Here is a 23828-nt window from a genome sequence, read left to right as displayed (position 1 = left end):
CATTTTTGAATATCTGAAAATGCGGATAAGTGATTATGACGCATGCTTAATAAAATTTATTGATGGTTAAGTTTTTGTTATTAGAGTTATGCGCATCCCTGCGTATACTGGCTTGACTGGTAACTAACGGCCGTTAGTTGCTTTGTCTGGGGAAATTCCCGAATGAAATATGGGGTGTTTTTGCTGATTTTAGAAAGTTAGGTTTAAACCGATCCTGTATTTCTTGTAGTTTGAAATTCGTTTTTTAGGAGAGAATGATGAAAAAATTGATTGCCGGAACTCTATTGTCGATTGGTGCTCTTACAACATCTGTGCCAGTTTATGCAGAAGAGCCTATGGTTGTGAATGTTGCACGTTTATCATTAGATATGGCCAATAAAGCAGCAATGGCTACCGTTGAAGCATGTCGTGAAAAAGGCATTCCTGTCAGTGTGACGGTGGTTGACCGAAACGGCATTGTACAAGCTCAGTTACGCGATACGATTGCACCGCCGGTCTCTTTAGGAATTAGTCAGAAAAAAGCTTACACGGCAGTAATGTTTAATGTAAAAGGATCTCAACTTGGTGATCGCGCCAAGAGTCCTTTGCAGACTATGGGAGCCGGTTTAGCTTTCATGGCCGGTTCAACTCCGATTCAAGCGGGAGGTAAATTGTATGGGGCTGTAGGTGTCAGTGGTGCGCCGGATGGAATGGATGATGAAGCCTGTGCCGTGAAGGGGGTTGAAAGCATTTTGGAAGATCTTGAAATGATGTAGATCAAGTCCTTCTATACTCTGTAAGCATTCTTTACAGAGTATAGAAAATTTAATACAGAATCTTCTGTTTAAAAGTAAAAAAATCGTTAAAATCAAAGCCACAAATCAAAAAAACTCACTTGTATAGTGGGTCTAAGTATTTATTCTTACGGTTTTGCAAAGGACATGAGTATGTTAGAAAATAGAATTTTAAAAACTCTAAAAGCGCGTCGTCAAAAACAAGAAGCCCAAAAGGGTGCTTCAATGATTGAATATGCCCTGATTATTGCAGGTGTTGCGGTAGTTGCGGCAATCCTATTTGGTGGAGATGATGGCGGAACAGTTGGAACTGCGATTACCGGTGCGGTAGATAAGGCGGTGGAAAAAATCAACCCAGATGAAACTGGCGCAACAGCAACACCTACAGAATAAACCAATTAATGAAATATCAAATTACTTCAGCTAAAAGGCAAAGTGGGGCGGTTATGTTAGAGACCGCTTACGTTTTGCCTATTTTAGTTGGGGTAGTTTTGTTCATTGTTGAGACGCTATCTTACGCAATGAATAGTTTGATTGTGAATGATGTTTTGACTGATGCACATTTGGCAATTGTTGATGAAGTACAGGAAATTTCAGCTTTAGATGATGCCTCTGCTTATAGCAGCGTATTCGGCATTTATTGTGATGGTGGTTTGGTTAAATTGCCATTAGGTTCGAATGATGCGATAAAAACGCTTGTTGTAAATGCGCTTACTATTAAGGGGGTTACGTTGCTGGAAAGCGACCCTGGAACCTTAAACATCACGAGCGATACGGATTCTGAATACGGCTTTGACCATTATGTTATTCGTTTTAATGGTACTGCCAATACGTTAACCTTGCCGGTTTTTTTGAACGAACTTTTGCCGATGAGTGTCGATACCGTTATTAGCATTAAGGCAAGTTGCCAAACACCATAACTTATTTCCAATTATCTCTGAATGGTTAAATTGTTGCTTTTTGTTGGCAAATCGTGAAAAGTAAGACTTTAGTCAATTTAGTCTGCGCACAATAAAGTTGAACGTTCTATGAAAATCTCACGAAGTGATTGGCTTCTCTACTCTATTGCGGTTATCTCGGCAATAGCAGTCGTTGCTCTCGTCTATACCTATATTGAAAAGCGTGTCGCCGATGCGCAAAAGAACATCCCCGTTAAAACAGTCACCGTTGTAGAAAAGCCTGAACTTGCCCCCGTTTTGATTGCGAGTCGTGATCTATATCGTGGAGAAAAAATAGCAGCAGAAGACGTCAAGGTTTTGAATGTTGCTAAAGAAGGGATTGTCATTAAAGGAATTTACGCGAAACCGGAACAGGCTGTAGGACAAATCGTGCGCCAGGATTTGTACGCTGGTGAATGGTTATTTGCGAAGAAGTTTACCGATAAAATTGCGGATAAAAATATTCAACAAATTGCCGGAGTCTCGTCCTTGATTAAGCCAGGTATGAGAGCGATGCGTATTCCCGTTTCACCGGAATCCGGTTTGTTAGGCATTCTTAAGCCGGGTGATCATGTTGATGTCGCCAGCGTTTTCAATAGCGCTAACGGCAAACGTCAAATTAGTCGCGTCATTCTTCAGAACATCGAAGTACTGTCAATTGGGCAAGAGAGTCGCTATAAGCCTAAGTCGGAAATCCAAGAAGTTGTACAATCTGGGACTAAAAAAGACGAAACCGCCGTGAAACGTTCAATGGTGGCACTTCATCTGACGATTCAACAAGCTGAAAAATTGGCATTGGCGATTAGCATCGGTAAATTAAATTTATTGTTGCGTAATGAGGCCGATACCGAAATTAAAGAAAGTGATGGGGTGAATGTTCGCGTGATTGAGAGTGACAGACAGAAGCGTGTTGAGCATTCTGCTAAAGATCAGCGCCAAACAGTCCAGCTTCTTCAAGGAGGAGAAGTACAGGAGGTGAAAGTACCATGAAGAATAATCTACTTGCCTCTGTGCTGACAATTGCAACGCTAGCAATGCCTGTGGCAGCACTTGTTCAACCTACAGTCGGTTATGCGCAAAGTGATGCAGTGACCAAAGTTTACAGAGTAACAAAATCTGAATCTAAACTGATCAATTTCAATAAGACCATTAAACGAGCCATGGTTGCTAATCCAGAAAAAATAGGCTTAAAAGTTATTAGCAGTGGTGAGTTATTGGTTTCAGCGAAGGCTGTCGGTACCACGGAGTTGTTCATTAATTTTGCAGCGAATCCGGCGAAAACCTATACCTATCAAATCAAAGTTGAAGAGAATCCTGAACAACAAGCGCAAATCGAAAACACCATTGCCGAACTGTTAAAGAAGCTAAATCCAGCGGGTACGGTTAGCTTTGAAGTACGTTCAATTTGGGTTGATCAGAAGAGTAGTATTCAACGTCAGATTGATGAAGTAGGCAATCAGATTGACGGTGGAAAAACTCTAGCCAGTTCGGCGAGTCAAGATGCGGAAGTTTTGCAGACTGAGCAATCGGTCGGTAGTACCAGTATTGCTGCACAAGCAGGGAACTTAATGGTGATTTTAAGTGGCGAAGTGCCGAACCAAGCGCAAAAGAAACGCATTCAGTCTGTGATTTCTACTTTGGGCGTCAGTGTACTGAATATGATTGATATTAGCGGCCCGCAAGAAGTTAAATTGCAAGTGCGTGTTGCCGAGGTTGTGAAAGGCAATCCATTTAAAAGCGGGGCTTTAATCGGCAGCGGTAATACTCACTCGGGTATTTTTCCACCGGGTTCGGATGGCGGAAACTATATTCTAAATACGCTTGCCGGTATTTCTAGCTTGACCGCACCTTTATCAGGCCAGGCTTTTCAAATCGGTATTAATACCTCCGGAAATGGAATGTTCGGAATTTTATCTGTACTGGAAAGTAATAACTTGGCACGCATTCTTGCACGCCCTGAGTTGACAGTGCAGTCAGGGGAAACTGCCGAGTTTTTGGTTGGTGGAGAGGTGCCGATTCCTGTATCGCAAAATGAAAATTCGGTCACGGTTCGCTACAAAGAGTTTGGGGTTCGTTTACGTTTTAGTCCGTTAATTACCGAAAGTGGCGAAATCAAGTTGACAGTAGCGCCCGAGATTTCCAATATTGATGAAAGTGCCGGTGCGGAAAGCGGTGGCGTCATTCAGCCAGGTTTTCGTTCGCGTCGTGCTAAAACCACAGTGACTTTGGCACCGGGACAAAGTTTTGTGATTGGCGGTTTGATTCAGGATTCTTTCGAAAGTTCAATATCTAAAGTTCCGTTCTTGGGTGATATTCCTGTACTGGGTGCACTATTTCGCTCAACCTCGTTTAATAAGGATCAAACTGAATTGGCAATTGTAGTAACTCCTACCTTTGTTGAGCCGATTGAGAAAGGTACTGATATTCAATTGCCGGGTGAAGATTTTGTTGCGCCATCATATAGCGATGCTTTTTGGCTAGGTAAGATTTCACAAACTTTGCCGGAGGGGCAAAAGGCGCTTCCTGAGTTAACGACCAAAATTGGATTGGAGAAGCCATGATGGATAACAGCGTTAACTTGCATCAAGCTCTATATGTTGGTTCTGATCGAGATCTTCTAGAGGCGGTGTCGATTTCAATTCGTTCTAAATATTCCTTGGAATTGATGGTTGAAGTGCCAAAGATTTGGCCCGAAGACACTAGCCTTGTTTTGATTGAGTACGATGGCGACAGCAAAATCGTTATTAACCGAATTAACCAGATTTTGACCTTAGCAAAAGGGGTTGCGGTTTACGTTTTGCTCAAGGAAAAAGATGCCGACTTTTTAATTGAAGCTTCGCACCAAGGAGTGCAAGGTTTTATTGAATGTCCAGATGAAGTCTTTAATATCCTGTCTATTTTGCATATGCAAGATCGCCGCAGAGTGGGCAAAAATGGTAATGTTTCGGCATTTTTCAGTTTGAAAGGCGGGGTCGGGCGCACCGCTTTGGCAACCAATGTTGCCGCGCATATTGCGGATTTGACGCATGGCCGAACGGTTTTGGTCGATTTAAATATGCCGTTGGGCGATACCGTGCTGTATCTGAATATGGAGAATCAGCGCCTTTATACTATTACTGACTTCGTTTATAACATTAACCGCTTTGATGAAGATCTGATTTACAACTCCTTGAGTCGTCATGAATCGGGTTTGTATTTGCTTCCTTTGCCAGCTGATATTGGTGAACTGGATGGATTGAACGCGGATTTAATCAAGACCGTTATTCAGTCCCTGCGTAAGTATTTTGATCATGTGATTATCGATCTTTCTTCGGATTTATCGGATTCGACCTTAAGCTGCTTGGATGAAGCGGATAATGTCGTGTTAATTGCTGAACCATCGCTTTCCTCACTGCGTGCAGTTAATACCGCGATTCAGCTTTCCCAGAAGCTAGGCTATGTCAAAGAATCTTTGAAATTGGTGGTTAACCGCGGTACTCCGGACAGTGATTTGGTTTTGGATGATGTGGTCGATTCTTTGGAAATCGATACGGTGATTCGTGTCTCGAATGACTACTACAGCTTTAATGAGTCACTAAAAGAGGGCTTGTTGCTCTCGCAGTTTAAACCCGATGCAATTGTAAATCGTCAGTTGTTTTCATTGGCGCATATGTTGCATAACGGTGTTATTAAAACAGATGAACTGGTCATTCCAAGCTTCCGAAAAGAGAGTAAACCGAGCACGGTTGAGCAGTTAAATAATTTCTTTAGCAAGCTGGTGTCGAGACTGCACGTAGAAAAAGAAGAAAAATAGGCGGACTCGCCACACAGCTTACCGCAAAAATAGGAATGACAGATGGGAATCCGTGAACGCTTACAACAAGTAGAGCAGGGACGCAGTAAGGCTCTAGAGGTTTCAAAACCGAACCAAGAATCTTCGGGTCCGGAAAAATCTGTAAAGGCTAAAGAGGTTGCTAAAAATTCTACTTTTGTCGAAATCAAAACTCGTTGTCAAAAACGAGCAGCTGACGACGAGGCTTTTTATCAAGCTGATTCCAGTGAAACTCGCCAAGAACTGCGCCCGCGTTTAGAAGGGCTGGTGCGCGAAGTCGCGCATGAGATGCGATATCCGCTATCTGAGCTAGAAGTTCGTCAGTTAGCTTTGGATTTGTTAGACGAAATCTACGGGCTAGGGCCGATTGAACCCCTGCTAGCGGATAGTACTATTTCCGATATTTTGATTAACGGCTATGATCAAATTTATGTCGAGCGTGGCGGTAAACTGGAGTTGACGGACATCACCTTTATTAGTGAAGAGCATTTGCGTAATAAAGTTGACCGGATGTTGTTTACCACGGGTCGCCGTGTTGATGAATCTTCCCCGCTGGTTGATGCGCGCTTACCTGATGGTTCACGTATCAATATCATTATTCCACCGTTATCTGTTGACGGTATTTGTGTCTCGATTCGCCGTTTTCCTGAATATCATTTACGCGCTAAAGACTTGATTGCTCTTGGCAGCATGACCGAGCAGATGTTCAAGTTTTTGGACATGAGTGTTCGTGCCGGTCTGAACGTTATTGTCTGTGGTGGTACCGGTTCAGGGAAAACCACAACTTTGAATATGTTGTCAGGTTTGATCCCCCATGATGAGCGTACCGTTACGATTGAGGATAGTGCCGAGCTTCGTATGCAGCAAGCGCATGTTGTTCGGCTGGAAACTCGCCCGCCCAATGCCGAGGGGATTGGTGAAGTGACGCAGCGTGAGTTATTGAAAAATGCGTTGCGTATGCGTCCGGATCGAATTGTTTTAGGTGAGGTGCGCGGAGGCGAAGTGTTGGATATGCTTCAGGCAATGAATACCGGTCATGATGGCTCTTTAGCAACATTGCATGCCAACTCGCCTCGTGACTGTATTGCTCGTTTGGAGTTGATGATTAACTTGAGTGGGGTTGATATTCCGGCAAACTCGATTCGTAAACAGATTGCCAGTGCTTTGGATTTGATTATCTTCGTTAATCGCGGCAAGGATGGTAAGCGTCGTGTTGAGTCGATAACCGAGGTTACCGGCGTAGAAGAAGAAAACGTGGTGTTGCAGGAACTGTTTAGTTTTGAAAGTAATTATGATGAACTGTCGGGGCGTGTTTTAGGACGCTTCAAAGCGACCGGCGTACGTCCTTCATGTGCGGCGAAGTTTGAATCGCATGGAATGAAGCTTTCGCAAGACATGTTCAGTTTTGTTCAGGAAAGTAAGTGATGGATTGGGAACTTGCGGTCATTTCTTCCTTGGTTTTGCTGCCGTTTGTGTTTATTGCATTAGGCTTAATGCGTGGCCGTCAGCGAAAATATGATGCCAAAGTTCGCTCGGTGATGCTTCGTATCGGCATGGCGGAAGAAGAAAGACTGAGCCTTGAAGAGCTGTTAATGACCCAAAAAAACAAAGGCTGGTTCCAGTTTTTTGTTGTTAAGTTTAAGCAGGCGGGCATTATTGGGCGCCAAGAAATTATCCGGTTGATTTTGATACAGGCCTTTTTGCTTACTTTAACCTTACTGTTATTGGCTTTCAATTTAGGTGAACTCAGTAAAAGAGTGTTGTTATTGATATTGATATTGCCGACCTTGCCGACTGTCTATCTGTTTGTTAAGGCTGCGCAGCGTCAAGCGCAGTTGCGTAAAGAGTTTCCGGAAATGTTAGATTCTTTGGTACGTTCAATGCAGGCAGGATATGGAATTGACGGTGCTTTGCGTGTGGTAGCGGAAGATATGAGCGGGCCTTTAGCCGAAGAAATCGAAGAGATGAATAAACAGCTCAAACTGGGTATCAGCTTACGTGATATTCTTCGAGAGTTTCAGGCTCGTGTTAGCCTGATCGAAGCTCAGTACTTTGTAATCACGCTTATTTTGCAGCGTGAAAGTGGTGGTCAATTATCACCAGTATTGAAACAGTTGGGGTTGCTAATGCGTCGTCGTGAAAACTTTCAGGCGAAATTACAGACTTTGACGGCAGAGTCGCGTTTTACTGCTTGGTTTATCAGTGGCCTGCCAATTCTTTATGTCTTGTATAAGTTCATTTTTGATATCGGCTCAATGGATTTTCTTTTGCATGACCCAACCGGCGTGAAGATTTTAGCGATCTCGCTAGGCTTGATTTTTACAGGTGCGTTAATTCTGAGAAGTATGTTAAGGATTCGTTTTTAATGACGTTGTCGAATGATATGTTTTTGCTCGTTATCGGATTGCTGCTCTTGCTTTCAGCCTTTGCCTTGGTTCGCGTATATCAAGGCAAATACCAAGAGCAAGCGCAGAAAGAGCGTATGCGTCAACGTGTCGGTATCGGTCGTAATTTATCACAAACTTATGAAGTTAAAAGTACTTGTGCTTGGTGTCGTGTAGGTCGAGTGCTGGGAAGTAAGAACCCTAAGCAGTTGGCAATTTTGAAAAGTCAGCTGGTCAGTGCCGGTTATAGTGACGAAAGTCATATTGGTGCTTATTATTTTTTTAAGTTCACGGCAATTGCATTGTCGTTTTTTATCGCTTTTATCCTATGGGTGTTTCAAGATTTTACGCCGCTGTTGATGATAATCGTACCGCTGATTGTGATGTTGATTCCGGAACGGGTATTGATCAACCTTGGTGAGAAACGGCTTGAAAAAATCAATCAGCAGTTACCGGATTTTTTGGATATGACAACCATTTGTATGAATGCGGGTCTCAGTTATCTTGTCTCAGTTAAACGGGTTTCTGAGGAGTTAAGAGATGTGTCACCAGAAATCTGTAATGAGTTTCAATTTATGCTAGAGCAGATTCAGGTAGGGGTACCGCGTATTGAAGCATTGCATCAGTTTGCACAGCGTAATCCGACTAAGGATATTCAGAACCTGATACAGGTGCTGGTGCAAAATGAAAAGTTAGGAAGTTCGATTTCTGAAGCGCTGTATAACTTCTCCCGTACTATTTATCAGGATCGTGAAAACTTAATGGAGGAGAAAGCGGCAAAAACCTCTGCCAAGATGGCAATTATTATTTTGCCGTTTATGTTGTTGCCTTATGTGATGTTACTGCTTGGCGAGAAACTGGTTATGCTAGGAAGAGGGTTGTAATTTGAAACGAATTCTTTCTCTGTTTGTAGTAAGTGTCTCGTTATTGTCGGGGGCATGTACCGTTACCGAAACCAAGTCTAGCGCGAGTATGACAAGTCCGTCGCCGGATTCCCCTTTGGCAACTCAGGTTGACCCTCAAGGGCAGTATAAACTGTTACTCGATTTGGCGGTAATGGAGCTGAAGCAGAAACGTTATCAGCAAGCTGAACCGATGTTGCAGAAATTACGCAAGTTGAGCCGCTCGGATATTCAGGTTTATCGAATGTTGGCACAAGCCTATGAAGGTCAGCAAAAGCAGCATCTAGCTTTATTAGCATGGCAACAGATTAGCCAATTTGAAGATCATACGATTGATGATGAATCGGAATATGCGCGACTCGCATTAATTGAAGATCAATATCAAATTGCTGAACACATCTACCAACAATGGTTAGATAGCGAGAACGTTAATCACCGATTAAGCGCATTAAACAATCTGGGCTTTAGTTGCTTATTGCAGAAAGATTTTCCGCGAGCTCGTCAGTATTTTCAGCAGGCTTTGAAAATTGACCCTTTAAACAGTAAGGCGCTCAATAACTTGATTTTAGTTGATGCGCTGACTGGCCGATAACGAATAGTTTCGGTGATTCTAAAGAGGTATATGGGTTATGTCTCGACTCAGAAATAAAAAACAACAACAAAGACAGAAAGGGATTGCCACTTTATTAGGGATTGGCGGGATTTTCGCAGCCCTGTTTGCCTTTGATTTGGTCATGACTTACACCAAGCTCAAGATCGTCGATCGCGAACTCGACAATTATGCTCGTAGCGTTGCCGAAGTTTCATTGCGTTCCGAATTGGCTCTTACTAAGGACGGAATTGAATCCGGTGAAATGGATATTACCGCGGCGGATATCATCAGTAGCTTTAGCTTGCAAAGAGTCGGCTATACGCCGGGAGCGGGACAGCTTGATGCACAAGACAAGATAATCAATAAAGAGATTACTTTTGGGAATTTCGCTTCAGACGGTACCTTCTATGCACTTGGTGAAGAGAATCCCGAGTATGCCGAAAGCGCATCGCTTGGCGCCTATAAGTACAATCCTCGTTCCTATATTCAAGAGATGATTGATGATCCGGATAATCACAGTATCGCTGATCTTCCGCAATTCAATGCGGTAGCCGTTCAGCTTTGGACTGACGATGATTTTTACGGTTTTGTGCCGCAGGGTCGCGCCTTGTATGGTGCGCTTGACGACGATAATCAATGTTTTTGTGATGTTCGTTATCAACAGTGTATGAGCGGCGACTTAACGGCAGCTGAAATCAAGGCCGGTCTTGATCCGGATGAACCACCGGAAATTTTAAAAGATTTGTTGGGTGTTTTAATTGGTGGCGGTGTTGCCGAACATTCATTAAGTGATCCGGCAGTTTCACCGAATGCGGATGAGATTGCTGCGGCAATTGCAGTACCAAATTCGGAAGCAAGACGAAATTACTGCGAGTACGGTTATACCGGAACTCATCCTTTGGATAGTTCACAAAGTAAATATCCTTATATCGACTTTACTCAGCGCCAAGCTTGGTTAGGAATCGATCCAATCTCAGTCGATAATGGGTTGGTCGGAAATTTACTTGCAGAAAGTAACTATTCGGCTGAGGATTACGCAAGAGTAACCAGCCAGCTGCCGGTGTTTATTTATGATGGTGCAGATACTTTAAATAATGAAGCAGGTCTGTTGACCACGGTTGATCAGCTTTTAGGCTTATTAGACCCTGCTGATAGTTCGGGTTCGATTTATTCTGAAGAGACGAATGCAACAAATCAAACTGCGCATGATGATTTAGAATCTTCGGAACTTCCGTATTACCGGTGTTCTCTATTGACCGTTAATGTTGATCTCTCTCTGTTAGGACCTCTTACCGATGTGTTAGGGTTAACAAACGAAGGCCTTGCGCAAAATTGCGATGGACTTTTAAGCTCTGTTGGAGGTGTTTTAAATTCCGTTCTTGATATTGTTACCGGTGATGAGGAAAGCTGTGGACTTCTTGGGCTTGGTTGCCTGCTCGGTTCGATATTTGATCTATTAGATCCTCTTGTCGGCCCGGTTCTAGATTTAATTGGTATTGGAGATCTTGAAACGGTTTTGAATAATCTTCTTGATCCAATTGTTCTAGTTCATGATCCGGTTTATATCGGGCGCTCAGGTACTTGCATTTACGGCACGGATACGGCAAATCTCGCTGCAGAGCGTTGTTTGTTTAATTCCAACGCAAACCAATATCAAAGTTGTGAATATATCCTTTCCGGTTTGCCTGAAGCAGAACAACCGACATTGGTGAATCGCTTAAGTATTTTGCTGTTAGGGCCGGTAAAAGATTTTCCAGCAGCGGTAGAAACCCTAAATTGCGAAATGCAAAACTTCCGTTTTGTGCAGCCGCCGCTAGGCGCTTCTTACTGGCAAGAGGTGAATTAAATTTAAGACGGTGCTCTGTTTGGCTAGACAGTCGTTACTGTCATCAGTATAATCCAGCCCCTATTCGGATAGCTGGCTGAGCGGTTGAAGGCGCACGCCTGGAAAGTGTGTAAGGGTTAATCGCCCTTCGGGGGTTCGAATCCCCCGCTATCCGCCAAATTCTTAAATCAACCGGTTGCATACCGGTTTTTTTATGCCCTGAAACAACGTATTCACGGGCTTTTCTCTAAATTCCCTGTTTCATCACGTTGCATAAGCATGCACCGAAGCGCACGATTTTTTGTACACTAGCTTGTACACCGATTCGATTCTGTGTACACATGCCTAATCCTGTGTACAAAGTTTAGGGGGAAAGCCCGTGCCTTTAACCGATACAGCCATTCGTAAATTCAAACCAGAAGCCAAGCGCTACCGCAAAACGGATAGTGCCGGTTTAATCATCGAGGTAATGCCAAACGGTAATAAGGTATGGCGCTACCGTTTTCAATTTGGTGGTAAGGCCACTATCTACACCATAGGCGATTATCCGGCCATAAGCCTAGCCAAAGCCAGGCAGCTAAGAGATGAAGCGAAAGCGTTAGTTGCTCAAGGTATAAACCCAAAAGAGCATAAAGAAACCATTCAGGCCGTTAAGCAAGCCGAACTTGCAGAACAGAAAGCGTTAGCCGAACGCTTAACCTTTTCCGACCTGTTTGAGTTGTGGCATGAGCATAACACCCAAGGCTGGAAGTACGACTATGCCAAAGACATTCGAGAGCGCGTTGAAAATCATCTATTGCCGTTAATTGGTCACATGCCTGCAGAGGATATTAAGCCGAAAGACATTATCCACGCCCTAAAGCAGATAGAAGCCAAAGGGATAATGGAAACCATGAGGCGTTCAAAGCAGTATGCGAGCCGCATATTCCGCTACGGCGTAGGAATGGGGCACTGTGAAGTTGATCCGGTACGAGACCTGCCGACCGATATTTTCTTGAAGCAAGAGAAAGACAACTATAGCCATATTACCGACCGCGCCCAGTTGTACCAACTGCTGAACGCTCTGGATAGCTATATCGGTGATATAAGTATCGCCACTGCTTTAAAGCTAGCACCGCATGTACTCTTGCGCCCAAATGAGTTGGCCGGTTTACGTTGGGATGAAATCGACTTAGACAAAGACCAGATTAGCATTAGCGCCGAACGCATGAAGATGAAGCGCCCCCACATAGTGCCATTATCAAAACAGGCCAAAGCCCTAATTGAATCCATGCAGGTATTCCAAGAGCAAAGCGCTTTCGTTTTCCCTAGCCCGAGAACCACCGCAAGACCGATAAACGGCCAAAGCCTAAACGCCGGTCTGCACCGTATCGGGTTTAAAGGTAAGCAGACTGCCCACGGCTTTCGGCATACAGCCAGTACGCTACTTAATGAACTCGGGTTTAATTCCGACCATATCGAGAAGCAGTTAGCCCATGAACAGGCGAACCAGATCCGCGGAGTATATAACAAAGCCGAATACCTACCGGCACGTAGCAAAATGATGCAGGCATGGAGCAACCACTTAGACTCTCTCAAAAATGGGAGTGACGTTATCCCGATTAACCGCAATGGTGTTAATGCGGGAGTACTTCACTAAACACACCAAAAAACGTGAACAGCATGAACCTGCCAACCTTATGACATACGTAAAAACTAACGGTACAAGCGGTACGGACGGTACGAGCCTTTATTCATGCGGCCTAGAGCCTGTACCGTTTTTGTTTTCAAAACGGTACGAACGGTACAGGGTTACTAATATAGATACTTATCTACACTGGTGAAAGGTCTCACATTGCTTTTTATGTCGCATACTTGTTACAATTAGAACATGAAATACAGAATCCTAGCGACTGCAAAATTTGATAAATGGTTTAAGAGCCTTAAAGATAAAAAGACTCGTTACCGATTAGAAACGCGTATTAACCAAGTGGCACGCGGCAATTTTGGAGACCATAAACCGATTGATTCAAACATTAATGAATTACGGTTTTTCTTTGCTGGTGGGATTCGCATTTATTACACAATCCGAGGGAATGAAGTTGTTTTGCTTCTTAACGGTGGTGACAAGTCGACACAGAGCAAAGACATAGCAATGGCTAAGGATTTGTTTACGCAACTAGGGGAATAATCATGGCACTGGAATTAAAAGAATTTGAATTTGCTCAAGATGTAGAAACCAAAGAAGATGCAGCTTTGTATCTATCAGCCTTTCTTGAAGATGGCGGCACCCAGTCTTTACTGGATGGCTTGCGCCACTTGATTCAAGCAAAGGGAATGACGGAAACCGCAAGATTAAGCGGCATTAACCGCCAACACCTATACCGCCTGCTGAATGGTGAAACACAGCCGAAATTTGAAACCCTTTATAAGTTGCTTCATGCACTGGGTTTTAAATTCGCGGTAGAAGTGGCTTAGGAATGAATAACTTAAATTCGGTGCCTTATGATCCGGCGGAATACCAAACGGTAAGCCCCCCGTTTTGAAACCGTGTTTAAAGTAATCCAAGCACTCGGGCTAGAGTTCCGTTTACAGCCGCACATGGCAACGGCATAACCCAGAAGTAATTGAACGGGGGTGAAGATGGCGAATAAGTTTTTTGACGAATTGAAAGCATCCTTACAAGAAGCGGTAGAGATCCAACAAGGTAAGAAAGCGCCTAGCCGTGTAACTCGATACGAAGTAGCGGACGTTAAAGCGATTCGTGAACCATTGGACGTATCGAGGGCAAGGCTACCGAACAGCCATAAGCCAGAAAATTAAGGCGCGCCTATAGTTGGTGTTAATTTGTGCCGAATCCCACAGAAAATAGCGCCACTTTTCACCCCCGTTATTTTGTACAACCTTATGACATGCGTAAAAATTAACGGTACAAGCGGTACGGACGGTACGAGCCTTTATTCATGCGGCCTAGAGCCTGTACCGTTTTTGTTTTCAAAACGGTACGAACGGTACAGAGAAACGAAAAAATGAATAAAACGAACTGAATTTATTCAGTTAAAACGAAATATAAAAGAGAGAGAAAGATGACCACTAGAAACAGACGACTAAGAAAAAAGCTTTATTTAGATGAATTTGCCGTGTACGGCTTTGAAGTCACGGCAGAATGCCAAGCTGGTAATAGCAATAATTTTGAACAGTTTATTGATGATTTTATCGACATGATTGAAGGGAGAGACTTGCTGTTTTCAGGTGGCGGTGACCTTGAAAGGTTTGATGTATTTGTTGTTGCTCAAACGCGCTATGGTTCACCAAGTGAAGAAGACCGGCAAGCGGTTGAAGACTGGTTAAAAGAACGCTGCACAGAAGCAAAAGCCGGTGATTTTGTGGATGTCTTTTACGGCGACTTTGATTAATTAAACCAAACAGCATTGGCACGGCCTAGCCAAGTTTTGAGATTAAACCCGCTTTTACGCGGGTTTTTTTATGCCTGAAAAAAACCGATTTCTTTTTTTCTATCTGGGACTCTTAATATGGAATAAGAATCCTTTTGATGGGTTTCATAAAAAGTTACTTGCAGCGGTGATTTGCGGTAATTTTAAAGACTTAGTTAAAGATGCTTTTAGTTTTTACGTTATAGTGTTTTAGCGTTGTTGCTTTTAGAGGATGGACTTAATGAGTGCAGGTAAAGAATATGTTTTGGCGGATGATTTAGTCATCTTATCCACTTCGGACTTGTTCGGGAACATTGTTGATTATAATGAAGGCTTTCGTGAAGCTTCAGGGTACAGCGATGAAGAATTAGCCGGAAAGCCGCATAATATTCTGCGTCATCCGGACATGCCAAAAGAGGCATTTGTGGATTTCTGGAAAACTTTGCAGGCCGGGCGACCTTGGCAAGGACTTGTTAAAAACAAACGTAAGAACGGTGATTATTATTGGGTAATGGCGAATGCAACGCCTATTGTCGAGTCTGGAAAAGTCACGGGTTATTTGTCAGTTCGTTATCCTGCAACCGCTCAGCAAAAACAATTTGCCACTCAACTTTACGCCGATATCAAAGCAGGCAGCGCGAGTTTCCCTTGGACCAGACAAGTGTCAAAATTAAAAAGTTTAGCGTTTCCTTTAGTGAGCATGCTTGTCGCCTTAGTTGCCTTTATCGGTTTGGCGATTACTTCTGAAGTTACGACGGTCACAGGCGGATTAATTGGCCTAGGTCTGCTCGCTTTAATGGCGACTGCTTGGTCGGTATTTAAAATTGATGATTTGTCGAGCAATTTGAAAAGCGGTATTGAGAGAATTTCAAATGGCAACCTGCAAGAGGCTGTCGACGATAAAAGCGAATTAGGTTTCTTAATCAATATGCTACGCACTCGCGTTGCAGAAACGGAAGCGAAGAGTTACGACGGGGCAAAAAATGCTGCGGTGTTGACCACGGCGATGAACAGTGCCAGTACTAACTTGATGGTTGCCGATGCGGAATTCAATATTAAGAGCATTAACCAGTCATTGGCGGAAATGTTCCAACGCAACGAGGCAAGCATACGCGAAGCCTTGCCGAACTTTAAAGCGAGCACTGTGGTCGGCTCTAATATGGATGTGTTTCATAAAAATCCGGCCCATCAACGCCAAATGGTGCAAGCTTTAATGGAGCCTTGGCAGGGGAATCTGAAAGTTTCTGATCTGATTTTGGAACTGACCGTTGTGCCGATTATCCGCAATAAACAGAAAGTCGGCTATGTGGTCGAATGGTTGGATAAAACCAATCAGATTAAAAATATCAATGACATTACCCGTGTTCTAAAACATATTGAGGAAGGCGATTTTAATTACCGTGTTGAAGTCTTCCCTGGTGATTTGGAAGAACTCGGTAATACCATCAATAGCACTATGGTGACTTTGGGCGGGGTAATGACTTCTATCAGTGATGTTATGACCGCACAGGCGCAAGGTGACTTAACGTTGGAACTGCCTGCCGGCGTCTTTAAAGGGCAGGTTCATGATTTGAAAAACGCCATTAATTTCTCCTCGCAAAAAATCAAAGAAGTGGTCGGCATGACGTCGGAAGTATCGATTTCAGTGGATACTGCCGCTCGCGAAGTGGCGCAAGGGTCTTTGGATTTGAGCGGTCGTGTGCAGCAGCAGGCGTCAGCTTTGGAAGAAACTTCAGCGACCATGGAGCAAATGAATGCACAGGTTCAAAGCAGTAGTGATAATGCGCAAGAAGCGAGTCGAGTGTCGGTAGAAGTTCAAGGAAAAGTCCAACAAGGTGTTGGTGTTATGCAGCAGACCATTCAAGCGATGGTTGCCATTGAAGAGTCCAGTCATAAAATTGCAGACATTGTAACCTTAATCGACAGTATCGCTTTCCAAACAAATTTATTGGCGTTGAATGCCGCGGTTGAAGCAGCTAGAGCCGGTGAGCATGGACGAGGTTTTGCTGTGGTGGCTTCGGAAGTTCGCAGTTTGGCGCAAAAATCCGCAGAGGCGGCTAAAGAGATTAAGGTTTTGATCGATGAAACGGTTGGGCGCGTTAGTCAAGGTTCTACCTTGGCTTCCGAGTCAGGCGAGATGCTGAATGAGATTAATGTTTCAATCGATCAGGTTGCCAATATGGTTACCCACATCGCACAAGCCGCTCAAGAACAGGCTGAAGGCGTGAATCAGGTGCATCAATCAATCAGTCAGATTGACAGTGTGACTCAGCAAAATGCCGCTTTGGTTGAAGAAACCAGTGCTTCGGCTGAAAACTTAAGACATCAGGCCGAAACTTTACGCCAAGAAATGTCGTATTTTGATTTGGGACAAACCAAGGTTTTAGATGAAACCAAATATGCATTATCAAAAAAAGTAACGTCGTAAGTTGAAATCTTTAAAGCTTTTATTGGTTGAGGATGATGACATCCTGCAACAGATTCAGTCCGGCTACTTTCAAACATATGGCCATGAAGTGACGATTGCCGCAGATGGCAAAGAAGCGTTGGCTGTTCTGAAACGGCAAGGCTTCGACGTTATCCTGATGGATTTGAATATGCCAATTATGGACGGTTTTGAGTGTTCGCGAGAAATCAGAAAAAAGTTTATTCAGACGCCTATCGTTGCCTTGAGTGGTAATGACTCGGCGGAAACCAAAGACGCATGCTTTGATGCCGGTATGAACGGTTTTCTAAAGAAACCAACCGATAGAGAAACTTTTGAATTTATGATGCAACATCTTCTTGGGTAAAACGTTTTCAGTTGGTAAATTTATCTAGGGAAGTGTTCTTGAAAATTTACATGGGGCAAGCCGTTCGTCGTTGATAATCGGGTTGTCATTGCAGTTGACAAACTGAGTAGGTTCTCTATAATCGCTGCCGATTGTAAGAGTTCTTATCTCTTCTTAAATCCATTAATTTGCAGAAGCGCGTATCCGCCTTCTATTTAATGGTTTTCTTTGGAATGCTTGTATAAATCGCTATTTGTCGTCATTCTTAGGAAATTTCAATATGGTAACTCTATTCGCTCCCTCGCGACACTAGGTTGGGAACCCCGCCAGGTCCGGAAGGAAGCAACGGTACCTTCTGATGTGTGCGCCGAGGATAGGTGGGTAGGGTTGCCTCCATTCATTTTCTTTTTTCATTAAGTGAATTTCATCCACTTTCGACTCTCTAAACGGTAAAATACCAAGCAATTTTATTGTCTTCTTTAGCTCGGAAATATAGACCGTTGGTGCGGATTTCTAAGTTGATAGTTAAAAGGTTGATGCATGAGTTATAGCGTTTTAGCCCGTAAGTGGCGTCCTAAAAATTTTGCTGAATTAGTAGGGCAGCAGCATGTTATGCAGGCTTTGGCAAATGCACTTGATCAGCAGCGTTTGCACCACGCTTATTTATTTACCGGTACTCGTGGGGTTGGTAAAACCACCATAGCGCGAATTTTCGCTAAAGCACTCAATTGCGAAACCGGAGTGACTTCCAAACCTTGCGGACAATGTCAGGCATGTCGTTCGATTGATGAAGGCCGCTTTATTGACTTGATTGAGGTCGATGCGGCGTCGAAAACCAAAGTTGATGATACCCGCGAAATTCTTGAAAATGTGCAGTTCGCGCCGACGCAAGGACGCTATAAAGTCTATCTAATCGATGAAGTGCACATGCTTTCCAAAAGCAGCTTTAATGCGTTGTTGAAAACCTTGGAAGAGCCACCGGAACATGTCAAATTTCTATTGGCGACTACTGATCCGCACAAATTGCTAAACACGGTTTTGTCGCGTTGTTTGCAGTTCAATCTCATGCGTCTGACGCAAATTCAAATTCAAAACCACTTGCAGAATATTTTGCAACAAGAGCAGATTCCGTTTGAAGAGAGCGCTTTGGCGCTAATTGCTAAAAGTGCTGATGGTTCGGCACGTGACGCCTTGAGTTTGTTAGATCAGGCGATTGCCTACGGCGCCGGAAAAATTGAATTTGTACCGGTTCAGACCATGCTGGGTTTGGTCGATCAGCAATATGTATTGCGAATTTTGCAGGCGTTGGCCGAAGACAGTCCGCAGTTAATCAAAGAAGTGATGCAAGACTTGTCGTTAATGGGCGTTGATTATGATGCACTCTTGGCAAGCTTGAGCGAAACTTTGCATGAAATCAGCTATTTCCAAATGTTTGGTGAATCGGTCAATCTAGATAGCTTGCCGGTCGATATTGTACAAGCTTTGGCGCAAGCATTGAGCGCTGAACGTGTTCAGACGTTGTATCAAATCAGTCTGTTGACCAAACAAGATATGCAGTTGGCACCGGATAATCGTATTGGCTTTGAAATGGGCTTGATGCGTATGTTGGCATTTGACCCGAGTCGAACTGTGGCTAGTGTTGAGAGTCAAGAGGTTGATAATGTGTCTGTAACGGAAGTGAATGCTGCGATGAAGCCTTCTCAGGCATTGGCTGCATTACGTGATGGCTTGAATAGTATTCAAGACAATCACCCTCCTGAACAGGCTGTATCAACGGCAATTAATCAGTCGTCATCGGCAGTAGTTCAGCAACAGACAACTACGCCTCAACCAGAAATCTCTACTAATATGTCAGCGACCAATGCAATAGCACCAAATGTTGCACAACAAGATTTTGGCCTTGCTAGTGGTGAGGTAGCACCTGAGCAAAGTATGCTTGATTCAATGGATCCGCAAGCCGCTATAGCGCAAATGGGCTCTGCTCGAAATCTAGTTGGTAAGGAAGTTACCCCTCGTAAGCCAAGTTATCCACAAGAAAGTGACACCGCGGCAACGGAACCTCAACAATCGATTGCCGAACCAAAAGCGGGATCTTTAATGGATCAAATGTTGGCGGGGTTCGATAATCTGGGAAAGCTTGATGCGCCTGAGAAGGCAGAGGAAACCAGCGTTTCTCAACCGAAACCAACAAAAGATTTAGATTCTTCTCTTCGTGCTCAGCTTGCCAAAATGGGCGGTGAGCAAGTAACTACTGGTCACTCGCAAACAATACAGCAGCCAGAACCGCAGATTATTAATCCCTCAGAGCGTGTAGTGAATGAGGCGCCAACGCTGAATAATCAAACGCGTGTCGATGCGCCACCAGCATTAGACGATGTGCCGCCATGGTTAATGGATGAACCGGCACAGCCTTCACAAAATGAGTATGCACACAGTTTTAATGACTCAATTGAAAGCGTGCCTGCGCCAGAAACGAATATTGAACATTTAGCTCCTGTCGAACAATCTTATTCTGATCCGGCGGTTGATCAGCCAGTTCAGCAAGCCATGCTACAACAATCAGAAAAGGCTGAACAGCGCACTTCAGTAGAGTGGCAGATGCCAACTTCAGTTCAGTTGTCTGAAGATGCCATGGTTAAAATGAAACAGTGGCGAGAATTGATTCAGCAGCTTGAGTTAAAGGCAATGGTTCTGGAAATTGCGCGTCAAGCCGTTTTAATAGACTATAACCGTCAGGCGTTAATCATTGCGGTCGACCCGGAGCAAAACTTTAGTCATCAGCAGAACGCCTTGCAGTTATTTACTGAGCAGGTGCAAAATAGATTGGGTGTCGTTTTAGAATTTGCGTCGGCACAGCAATTTGACCGTTCGCAGCTAACGCCGCAGCAACAAGATCAAGTTTTGGCGCAAGAACGTCAACAGCAAGCTGAAGTATCCATTGCGACAGATCCGATTGTGCAAAATTTTATGTCGACACTGAATATGCAGGTGTTGCCGAATTCAACAAAACCGCTCATGAGCTAGTCGCGTTAAGTGATTCATGAGAAATTTACATTAAAAAACGAAAAGGAAAAAAGAATGTTTGGTGGTGGAAAAGGTGGTCTAGGTAACCTAATGAAGCAAGCGCAAGAGATGCAAGAGAATATGCAAAAAGCGCAAGCAGAAATCGCCCAGATGGAAGTTTCTGGTGAGTCTGGTGGTGGTTTGGTAAAAGTGACCATGACAGGTAAACACGAATTGGTGCAAGTACAAATCGACGATTCATTAATGGATGATCGTGAAATGCTAGAAGACTTGATTGCCGCAGCGGTAAATAGTGCAGCGCGCACGGTTGAAGAGACGACCCAAGAAAAAATGGGTTCTTTGACAAATGGTATTAACCTTCCACCAGGGATGAAAATGCCATTTTAAATACGAGGTTTTTTGTTAACCAATGATTTTAAAATGGATAGAACCCACCTTTTAATTGGATTTTTACTTGTTTTTACTAATGGAAATCAATGCAAACCCCATTAATTGATGATTTAATTTCAGCATTGAAGGTTCTGCCAGGCGTTGGTGCAAAATCTGCTCAGCGCATGGCTTACCATCTTCTGGAGCGAGATCGAAAAGGTGCGCTTCGTTTGGCGGAAACATTAAACGAAGCGATGGAGAAAGTTGGACATTGCCGGCAGTGTCGTACTTTTTCTGAAAATGAAATCTGCCCGATATGCGCTTCGGCGAAACGTGTTCAAGATGAAATTTGTGTGGTGGAATCACCTGCCGATATTGCTGTTATTGAACAGTCCGGTATTTTTCGAGGCACTTATTTTGTTTTGATGGGGCGTTTATCACCGATAGACGGTATCGGTCCAGAAGATATTGGTTTGCCGATTCTCGAACTGCGATTGCAACAAGGTGGCTGTTCAGAATTGATCATTGCGACTAACCCCTCCGTTGAAGGAGAGGCAACCGCACATTATCTACAGCAAATTGCTAAGAATTATGACGTAAAAGTCTCCCGCCTCGCGCAGGGGATACCATTAGGTGGTGAATTGGAGTATCTCGATTCAGGTACCCTTACCCAAGCTTTCCTTTCTCGTCGCGAAGTTTAGTTTCTTCGCCGTCAGAGTAAAAAAGCCCGCATTGAAATTTTCTTTTCACAATGCGGGCTTTTTATTTGAAGCTAGGCTTGGTTATAAGTTATTTCGCCATAAGGAACTCAAGCAGAGCTTTTTGAGCATGTAGACGGTTTTCTGCTTCGTCCCAGACAACGGATTGATTGCCATCGATAACGTCTGCGGTGACTTCTTCATCGCGGTGTGCAGGTAAGCAATGCATGAATAGGGCATCGTCTTTGGCACAAGCCATGACTTCAGCATTGACCTGGAAGTTAGCAAAGGCTTTTTCGCGTAGACGCTGCTCTTCTTCTTGACCCATACTAGCCCAAACGTCGGTGACCACTAAGTCGGCGTTAGCCGCAGCATCTTTGGTGCTACGGAAAATTTCAACGCGGTCGGCGTGTTCTGCAACTAATTCAGGATTTGGATCATAGCCTTCTGGGCAAGCGATGCGCAGTTTAAAATCATACAGTTCTGCGGCATTGATATATGACTGGCACATATTGTTGCCGTCTCCAACCCAAGTCACGGTTTTTCCGGCAATGCTTCCTCGGTGCTCGTAATAGGTCTGCATATCAGCCAGTAGTTGACATGGATGATAGTCGTCGGTTAGCGCATTGATAATCGGTACTCGTGAGTATTCAGCCATGGTTTCCACGATTTTATGTTCGAAAGTGCGAATCATAATACCGTCTACCATGCTAGAAATGACGCGTGCACTGTCTTCTAGTGGTTCGCCGCGCCCAAGTTGTGTGTCGCGTGATGAAAGGAACAGTGCGTGACCACCTAGTTGGGTCATGCCGGTTTCAAATGAAATACGGGTACGAGTCGAAGATTTTTCAAAGATCATCGCTAAGGTTTGGTTTTTTAGCGGCTCGTGAATCTCTCCGGATTTTTGCATGTTCTTCAGTTCTATACCGCGTTCTAGAACAGTTTGCAATTCTTCCTTCGAGAGGTCTTTTAAGGTTAAAAAGTGTCTTACAGTCATAATAAATAACTTTGGTTATGAGTTTGTTTGAGCAAATTCTTTCACTAAATCGCTAACAATGGTGACTAGCGTATCGGTTTGCTCTTGTGTCATTACAAAGGTTGGTAGCAGGCGAATCGTGTCGCCGCGAGTTACGTTAATCAAAGCACCTTTTTCTAGGGCTTTAGCAACCAACTCACCACAAGGTTTGTTCAGTTGAATACCAACCATAAAGCCTTTACCACGGATGTCGACAACAGTGTCGATTCCATCTAAAGACTGTTTGAATTTTGCTAACAGTTGTTCGCCTTTGATGGCTACGTGCTCAATATGATTGTGCACTTCCAGTGTTTCGACCACGGCTAAACCGGCTGCACAAGCCAGAGGGTTGCCGCCGAAAGTGGTGCCGTGGTTGCCAGGAACTAGCATGCCGGTCGCACGGCCCGAAACCAAACTTGCGCCAATTGGAACGCCATTGCCTAACGCTTTTGCCAAGCTTAGCACGTCTGGTTTAATGCCTTCATATTGATGGGCAAACCATTTGCCAGTACGGCCGATGCCGGTTTGGATTTCATCCAACATCAATAACCATTCGTTACGGTCACAAATGTCGCGTAGTGCTTTTAAATAACCTTCTTTAGGAACATGAACGCCACCTTCACCTTGTACTGGCTCAACCAGAATCGCCACGATGTCTTGGTCGTTTTGTAGTGCTTCGACTGCGGCAATATTATCGAATGGTACACGTTCAAAGCCTTGTACCAGAGGATAGAAGCCGTCGTGAACTTTTTCATTACCGGTTGCACTAAGAGTAGCCATGGTACGACCGTGGAAACTATTTTCCATCACGATAATCTTGGCGTTACTAATGCCTTTTTGATTGGCATACTTGCGCGCAATCTTGATTGCGGTTTCGTTGGCTTCTGCACCTGAGTTGCAGAAAAACGCTTGTTCCATTCCTGATAGTTCGCAAAGTTTGTCTGCCAGTTGCTGTTGCTTATCAATCTGATACAGGTTTGAGGTGTGCAGCAAGGTCTGGCTTTGCGCACAAATTGCATCGCTGATCGCAGGGTGAGCGTGCCCTAGACTACACACTGCGATACCGCTAATGCCGTCAATATAGGTTTTCCCTTCACTGTCATGCAATAGGGCGCCTTGTCCTTTAACAAAGCTTACCGGCAAGCGTGCATAGGTATTCATTAAATGGTTTGACATGAAACATTTCCTTGTTAAGTCAGCCCTGCACTTCTCTCTCTTTGCAGGGAATGCGTCAATAACGACTTTTTATTATCTGTTTTTTATTGATTTTCTAAACGGTGGCGGATTTGCTTTCTTGCGTTTAGAAATAAAAA

General features: G+C 44.0%; 23 protein-coding genes, 1 tRNA gene and 1 other RNA gene. 23 read left to right on the top strand and 2 right to left on the bottom strand.

What is annotated here, in order from left to right; all coding sequences use genetic code 11:
- The first annotated feature begins 257 nt into the window (after positions 1-257).
- From J3998_RS08870 to recR, 23 genes are all read left to right on the top strand, one after another.
- Positions 258-755 carry a GlcG/HbpS family heme-binding protein gene (locus J3998_RS08870; RefSeq protein WP_243750671.1) on the top strand — a complete coding sequence of 166 codons (498 nt, stop codon included), beginning with the start codon at positions 258-260 and terminating at the stop codon, positions 753-755.
- A gap of 171 nt (positions 756-926) precedes the next feature.
- Entirely contained in the window at positions 927-1166 is a 240-nt protein-coding gene (locus J3998_RS08865) for a hypothetical protein (RefSeq protein WP_208150292.1), read from the top strand.
- Between the two features lie 53 nt (positions 1167-1219).
- Complete coding sequence (locus J3998_RS08860; protein WP_208150290.1) at positions 1220-1693, top strand: hypothetical protein; 474 nt, start codon at positions 1220-1222, stop codon at positions 1691-1693.
- A 108-nt stretch (positions 1694-1801) separates the two neighbouring features.
- On the top strand, positions 1802-2701 hold the full coding sequence (gene cpaB / locus J3998_RS08855; RefSeq protein ID WP_208150288.1) for a Flp pilus assembly protein CpaB: 900 nt from the start codon (positions 1802-1804) through the stop codon (positions 2699-2701).
- Positions 2698-4272 (top strand): type II and III secretion system protein family protein, encoded by a 1575-nt coding sequence (locus J3998_RS08850; protein ID WP_208150285.1) that lies wholly within the window; start codon positions 2698-2700, stop codon positions 4270-4272. Before cpaB ends, J3998_RS08850 begins: the two co-directional genes overlap by 4 nt.
- Positions 4269-5504, top strand: coding sequence for a CpaE/TadZ family protein (locus J3998_RS08845; protein WP_208150284.1), 1236 nt, complete (start codon positions 4269-4271; stop codon positions 5502-5504). Before J3998_RS08850 ends, J3998_RS08845 begins: the two co-directional genes overlap by 4 nt.
- Before the next feature lie 42 nt (positions 5505-5546).
- The gene (locus J3998_RS08840; protein ID WP_208150282.1) at positions 5547-6947 is read left to right on the top strand and encodes a TadA family conjugal transfer-associated ATPase; all 1401 of its coding nucleotides are present in this window, start codon (positions 5547-5549) and stop codon (positions 6945-6947) included.
- Entirely contained in the window at positions 6947-7888 is a 942-nt protein-coding gene (locus J3998_RS08835; RefSeq protein WP_208150280.1) for a type II secretion system F family protein, read from the top strand. The genes J3998_RS08840 and J3998_RS08835 overlap by 1 nt, the downstream gene beginning before the upstream one ends.
- Complete coding sequence (locus J3998_RS08830) at positions 7888-8790, top strand: type II secretion system F family protein (RefSeq protein ID WP_243750670.1); 903 nt, start codon at positions 7888-7890, stop codon at positions 8788-8790. The genes J3998_RS08835 and J3998_RS08830 overlap by 1 nt, the downstream gene beginning before the upstream one ends.
- A 1-nt stretch (position 8791) precedes the next feature.
- A complete protein-coding gene (locus J3998_RS08825; RefSeq protein ID WP_208150270.1) occupies positions 8792-9400 on the top strand; it encodes a tetratricopeptide repeat protein in 609 nt (202 codons plus the stop codon).
- 37 nt (positions 9401-9437) lie between these two features.
- Positions 9438-11246, top strand: coding sequence for a hypothetical protein (locus tag J3998_RS08820; RefSeq protein ID WP_208150259.1), 1809 nt, complete (start codon positions 9438-9440; stop codon positions 11244-11246).
- A 66-nt stretch (positions 11247-11312) separates the two neighbouring features.
- A tRNA-Ser gene (locus J3998_RS08815) sits at positions 11313-11403 on the top strand.
- Between the two features lie 201 nt (positions 11404-11604).
- A complete protein-coding gene (locus tag J3998_RS13505; protein WP_208150257.1) occupies positions 11605-12864 on the top strand; it encodes a tyrosine-type recombinase/integrase in 1260 nt (419 codons plus the stop codon).
- Between the two features lie 231 nt (positions 12865-13095).
- The gene (locus J3998_RS08805; protein WP_208150245.1) at positions 13096-13395 is read left to right on the top strand and encodes a type II toxin-antitoxin system RelE/ParE family toxin; all 300 of its coding nucleotides are present in this window, start codon (positions 13096-13098) and stop codon (positions 13393-13395) included.
- Between the two features lie 2 nt (positions 13396-13397).
- Positions 13398-13682, top strand: a complete 285-nt coding sequence (locus J3998_RS08800) for an addiction module antidote protein (protein ID WP_208150243.1) — start codon at positions 13398-13400, stop codon at positions 13680-13682.
- A 165-nt stretch (positions 13683-13847) separates the two neighbouring features.
- A complete protein-coding gene (gene nadS / locus J3998_RS08795; protein ID WP_208150241.1) occupies positions 13848-14027 on the top strand; it encodes a NadS family protein in 180 nt (59 codons plus the stop codon).
- Positions 14028-14290: 263 nt separating this feature from the next.
- Positions 14291-14620: a YggL 50S ribosome-binding family protein gene (locus J3998_RS08790; RefSeq protein ID WP_208150239.1), complete on the top strand. Its 330-nt coding sequence runs from the start codon at positions 14291-14293 to the stop codon at positions 14618-14620.
- Positions 14621-14879: 259 nt separating this feature from the next.
- Positions 14880-17066, top strand: coding sequence for a methyl-accepting chemotaxis protein (locus J3998_RS08785; protein ID WP_243750669.1), 2187 nt, complete (start codon positions 14880-14882; stop codon positions 17064-17066).
- A 1-nt stretch (position 17067) separates the two neighbouring features.
- Entirely contained in the window at positions 17068-17430 is a 363-nt protein-coding gene (locus tag J3998_RS08780) for a response regulator (RefSeq protein WP_208150218.1), read from the top strand.
- Positions 17431-17699: 269 nt separating this feature from the next.
- An RNA gene (ffs, locus tag J3998_RS08775) (signal recognition particle sRNA small type) lies at positions 17700-17796 on the top strand.
- Between the two features lie 153 nt (positions 17797-17949).
- Positions 17950-20433 carry a DNA polymerase III subunit gamma/tau gene (dnaX, locus tag J3998_RS08770; protein ID WP_208150216.1) on the top strand — a complete coding sequence of 828 codons (2484 nt, stop codon included), beginning with the start codon at positions 17950-17952 and terminating at the stop codon, positions 20431-20433.
- A gap of 54 nt (positions 20434-20487) precedes the next feature.
- On the top strand, positions 20488-20820 hold the full coding sequence (locus tag J3998_RS08765) for a YbaB/EbfC family nucleoid-associated protein (protein ID WP_208150214.1): 333 nt from the start codon (positions 20488-20490) through the stop codon (positions 20818-20820).
- Between the two features lie 89 nt (positions 20821-20909).
- Entirely contained in the window at positions 20910-21503 is a 594-nt protein-coding gene (recR, locus tag J3998_RS08760; RefSeq protein WP_208150213.1) for a recombination mediator RecR, read from the top strand.
- Positions 21504-21591: 88 nt separating this feature from the next.
- Here recR and argF read toward each other — a convergent pair whose 3' ends face one another.
- Together argF and J3998_RS08750 are read right to left on the bottom strand one after the other, a co-directional pair.
- Complete coding sequence (argF, locus tag J3998_RS08755) at positions 21592-22497, bottom strand: ornithine carbamoyltransferase (RefSeq protein WP_208150211.1); 906 nt, start codon at positions 22495-22497, stop codon at positions 21592-21594.
- 15 nt (positions 22498-22512) lie between these two features.
- Positions 22513-23691, bottom strand: coding sequence for an aspartate aminotransferase family protein (locus tag J3998_RS08750; RefSeq protein ID WP_208150209.1), 1179 nt, complete (start codon positions 23689-23691; stop codon positions 22513-22515).
- Between the last annotated feature and the right edge of the window lie 137 nt (positions 23692-23828).

It is taken from the genome of Thiomicrorhabdus marina (assembly GCF_017571465.1).
In the GTDB taxonomy this organism is placed as follows: domain Bacteria; phylum Pseudomonadota; class Gammaproteobacteria; order Thiomicrospirales; family Thiomicrospiraceae; genus Thiomicrorhabdus; species Thiomicrorhabdus marina.
Note: the sequence above shows the minus strand (reverse complement) of the source record. Positions and strands in the feature narration are given on the sequence as shown.

Excerpts from the sequence above, each read along its gene's own strand:
- J3998_RS08870 (WP_243750671.1), top strand. The coding sequence starts at position 258 with ATGAAAAAATTGATTGCCGGAACTCTATTGTCGATTGGTGCTCTTACA.
- J3998_RS08865 (WP_208150292.1), top strand. The coding sequence starts at position 927 with ATGTTAGAAAATAGAATTTTAAAAACTCTAAAAGCGCGTCGTCAAAAA.
- J3998_RS08860 (WP_208150290.1), top strand. The coding sequence starts at position 1,220 with ATGTTAGAGACCGCTTACGTTTTGCCTATTTTAGTTGGGGTAGTTTTG.
- cpaB (WP_208150288.1), top strand. The coding sequence starts at position 1,802 with ATGAAAATCTCACGAAGTGATTGGCTTCTCTACTCTATTGCGGTTATC.
- J3998_RS08850 (WP_208150285.1), top strand. The coding sequence starts at position 2,698 with ATGAAGAATAATCTACTTGCCTCTGTGCTGACAATTGCAACGCTAGCA.
- J3998_RS08845 (WP_208150284.1), top strand. The coding sequence starts at position 4,269 with ATGATGGATAACAGCGTTAACTTGCATCAAGCTCTATATGTTGGTTCT.
- J3998_RS08840 (WP_208150282.1), top strand. The coding sequence starts at position 5,547 with ATGGGAATCCGTGAACGCTTACAACAAGTAGAGCAGGGACGCAGTAAG.
- J3998_RS08835 (WP_208150280.1), top strand. The coding sequence starts at position 6,947 with ATGGATTGGGAACTTGCGGTCATTTCTTCCTTGGTTTTGCTGCCGTTT.
- J3998_RS08830 (WP_243750670.1), top strand. The coding sequence starts at position 7,888 with ATGACGTTGTCGAATGATATGTTTTTGCTCGTTATCGGATTGCTGCTC.
- J3998_RS08820 (WP_208150259.1), top strand. The coding sequence starts at position 9,438 with ATGTCTCGACTCAGAAATAAAAAACAACAACAAAGACAGAAAGGGATT.
- J3998_RS08805 (WP_208150245.1), top strand. The coding sequence starts at position 13,096 with ATGAAATACAGAATCCTAGCGACTGCAAAATTTGATAAATGGTTTAAG.
- J3998_RS08800 (WP_208150243.1), top strand. The coding sequence starts at position 13,398 with ATGGCACTGGAATTAAAAGAATTTGAATTTGCTCAAGATGTAGAAACC.
- nadS (WP_208150241.1), top strand. The coding sequence starts at position 13,848 with ATGGCGAATAAGTTTTTTGACGAATTGAAAGCATCCTTACAAGAAGCG.
- J3998_RS08790 (WP_208150239.1), top strand. The coding sequence starts at position 14,291 with ATGACCACTAGAAACAGACGACTAAGAAAAAAGCTTTATTTAGATGAA.
- J3998_RS08785 (WP_243750669.1), top strand. The coding sequence starts at position 14,880 with ATGAGTGCAGGTAAAGAATATGTTTTGGCGGATGATTTAGTCATCTTA.
- dnaX (WP_208150216.1), top strand. The coding sequence starts at position 17,950 with ATGAGTTATAGCGTTTTAGCCCGTAAGTGGCGTCCTAAAAATTTTGCT.
- J3998_RS08765 (WP_208150214.1), top strand. The coding sequence starts at position 20,488 with ATGTTTGGTGGTGGAAAAGGTGGTCTAGGTAACCTAATGAAGCAAGCG.
- recR (WP_208150213.1), top strand. The coding sequence starts at position 20,910 with ATGCAAACCCCATTAATTGATGATTTAATTTCAGCATTGAAGGTTCTG.
- argF (WP_208150211.1), bottom strand. The coding sequence starts at position 22,497 with ATGACTGTAAGACACTTTTTAACCTTAAAAGACCTCTCGAAGGAAGAA.
- J3998_RS08750 (WP_208150209.1), bottom strand. The coding sequence starts at position 23,691 with ATGTCAAACCATTTAATGAATACCTATGCACGCTTGCCGGTAAGCTTT.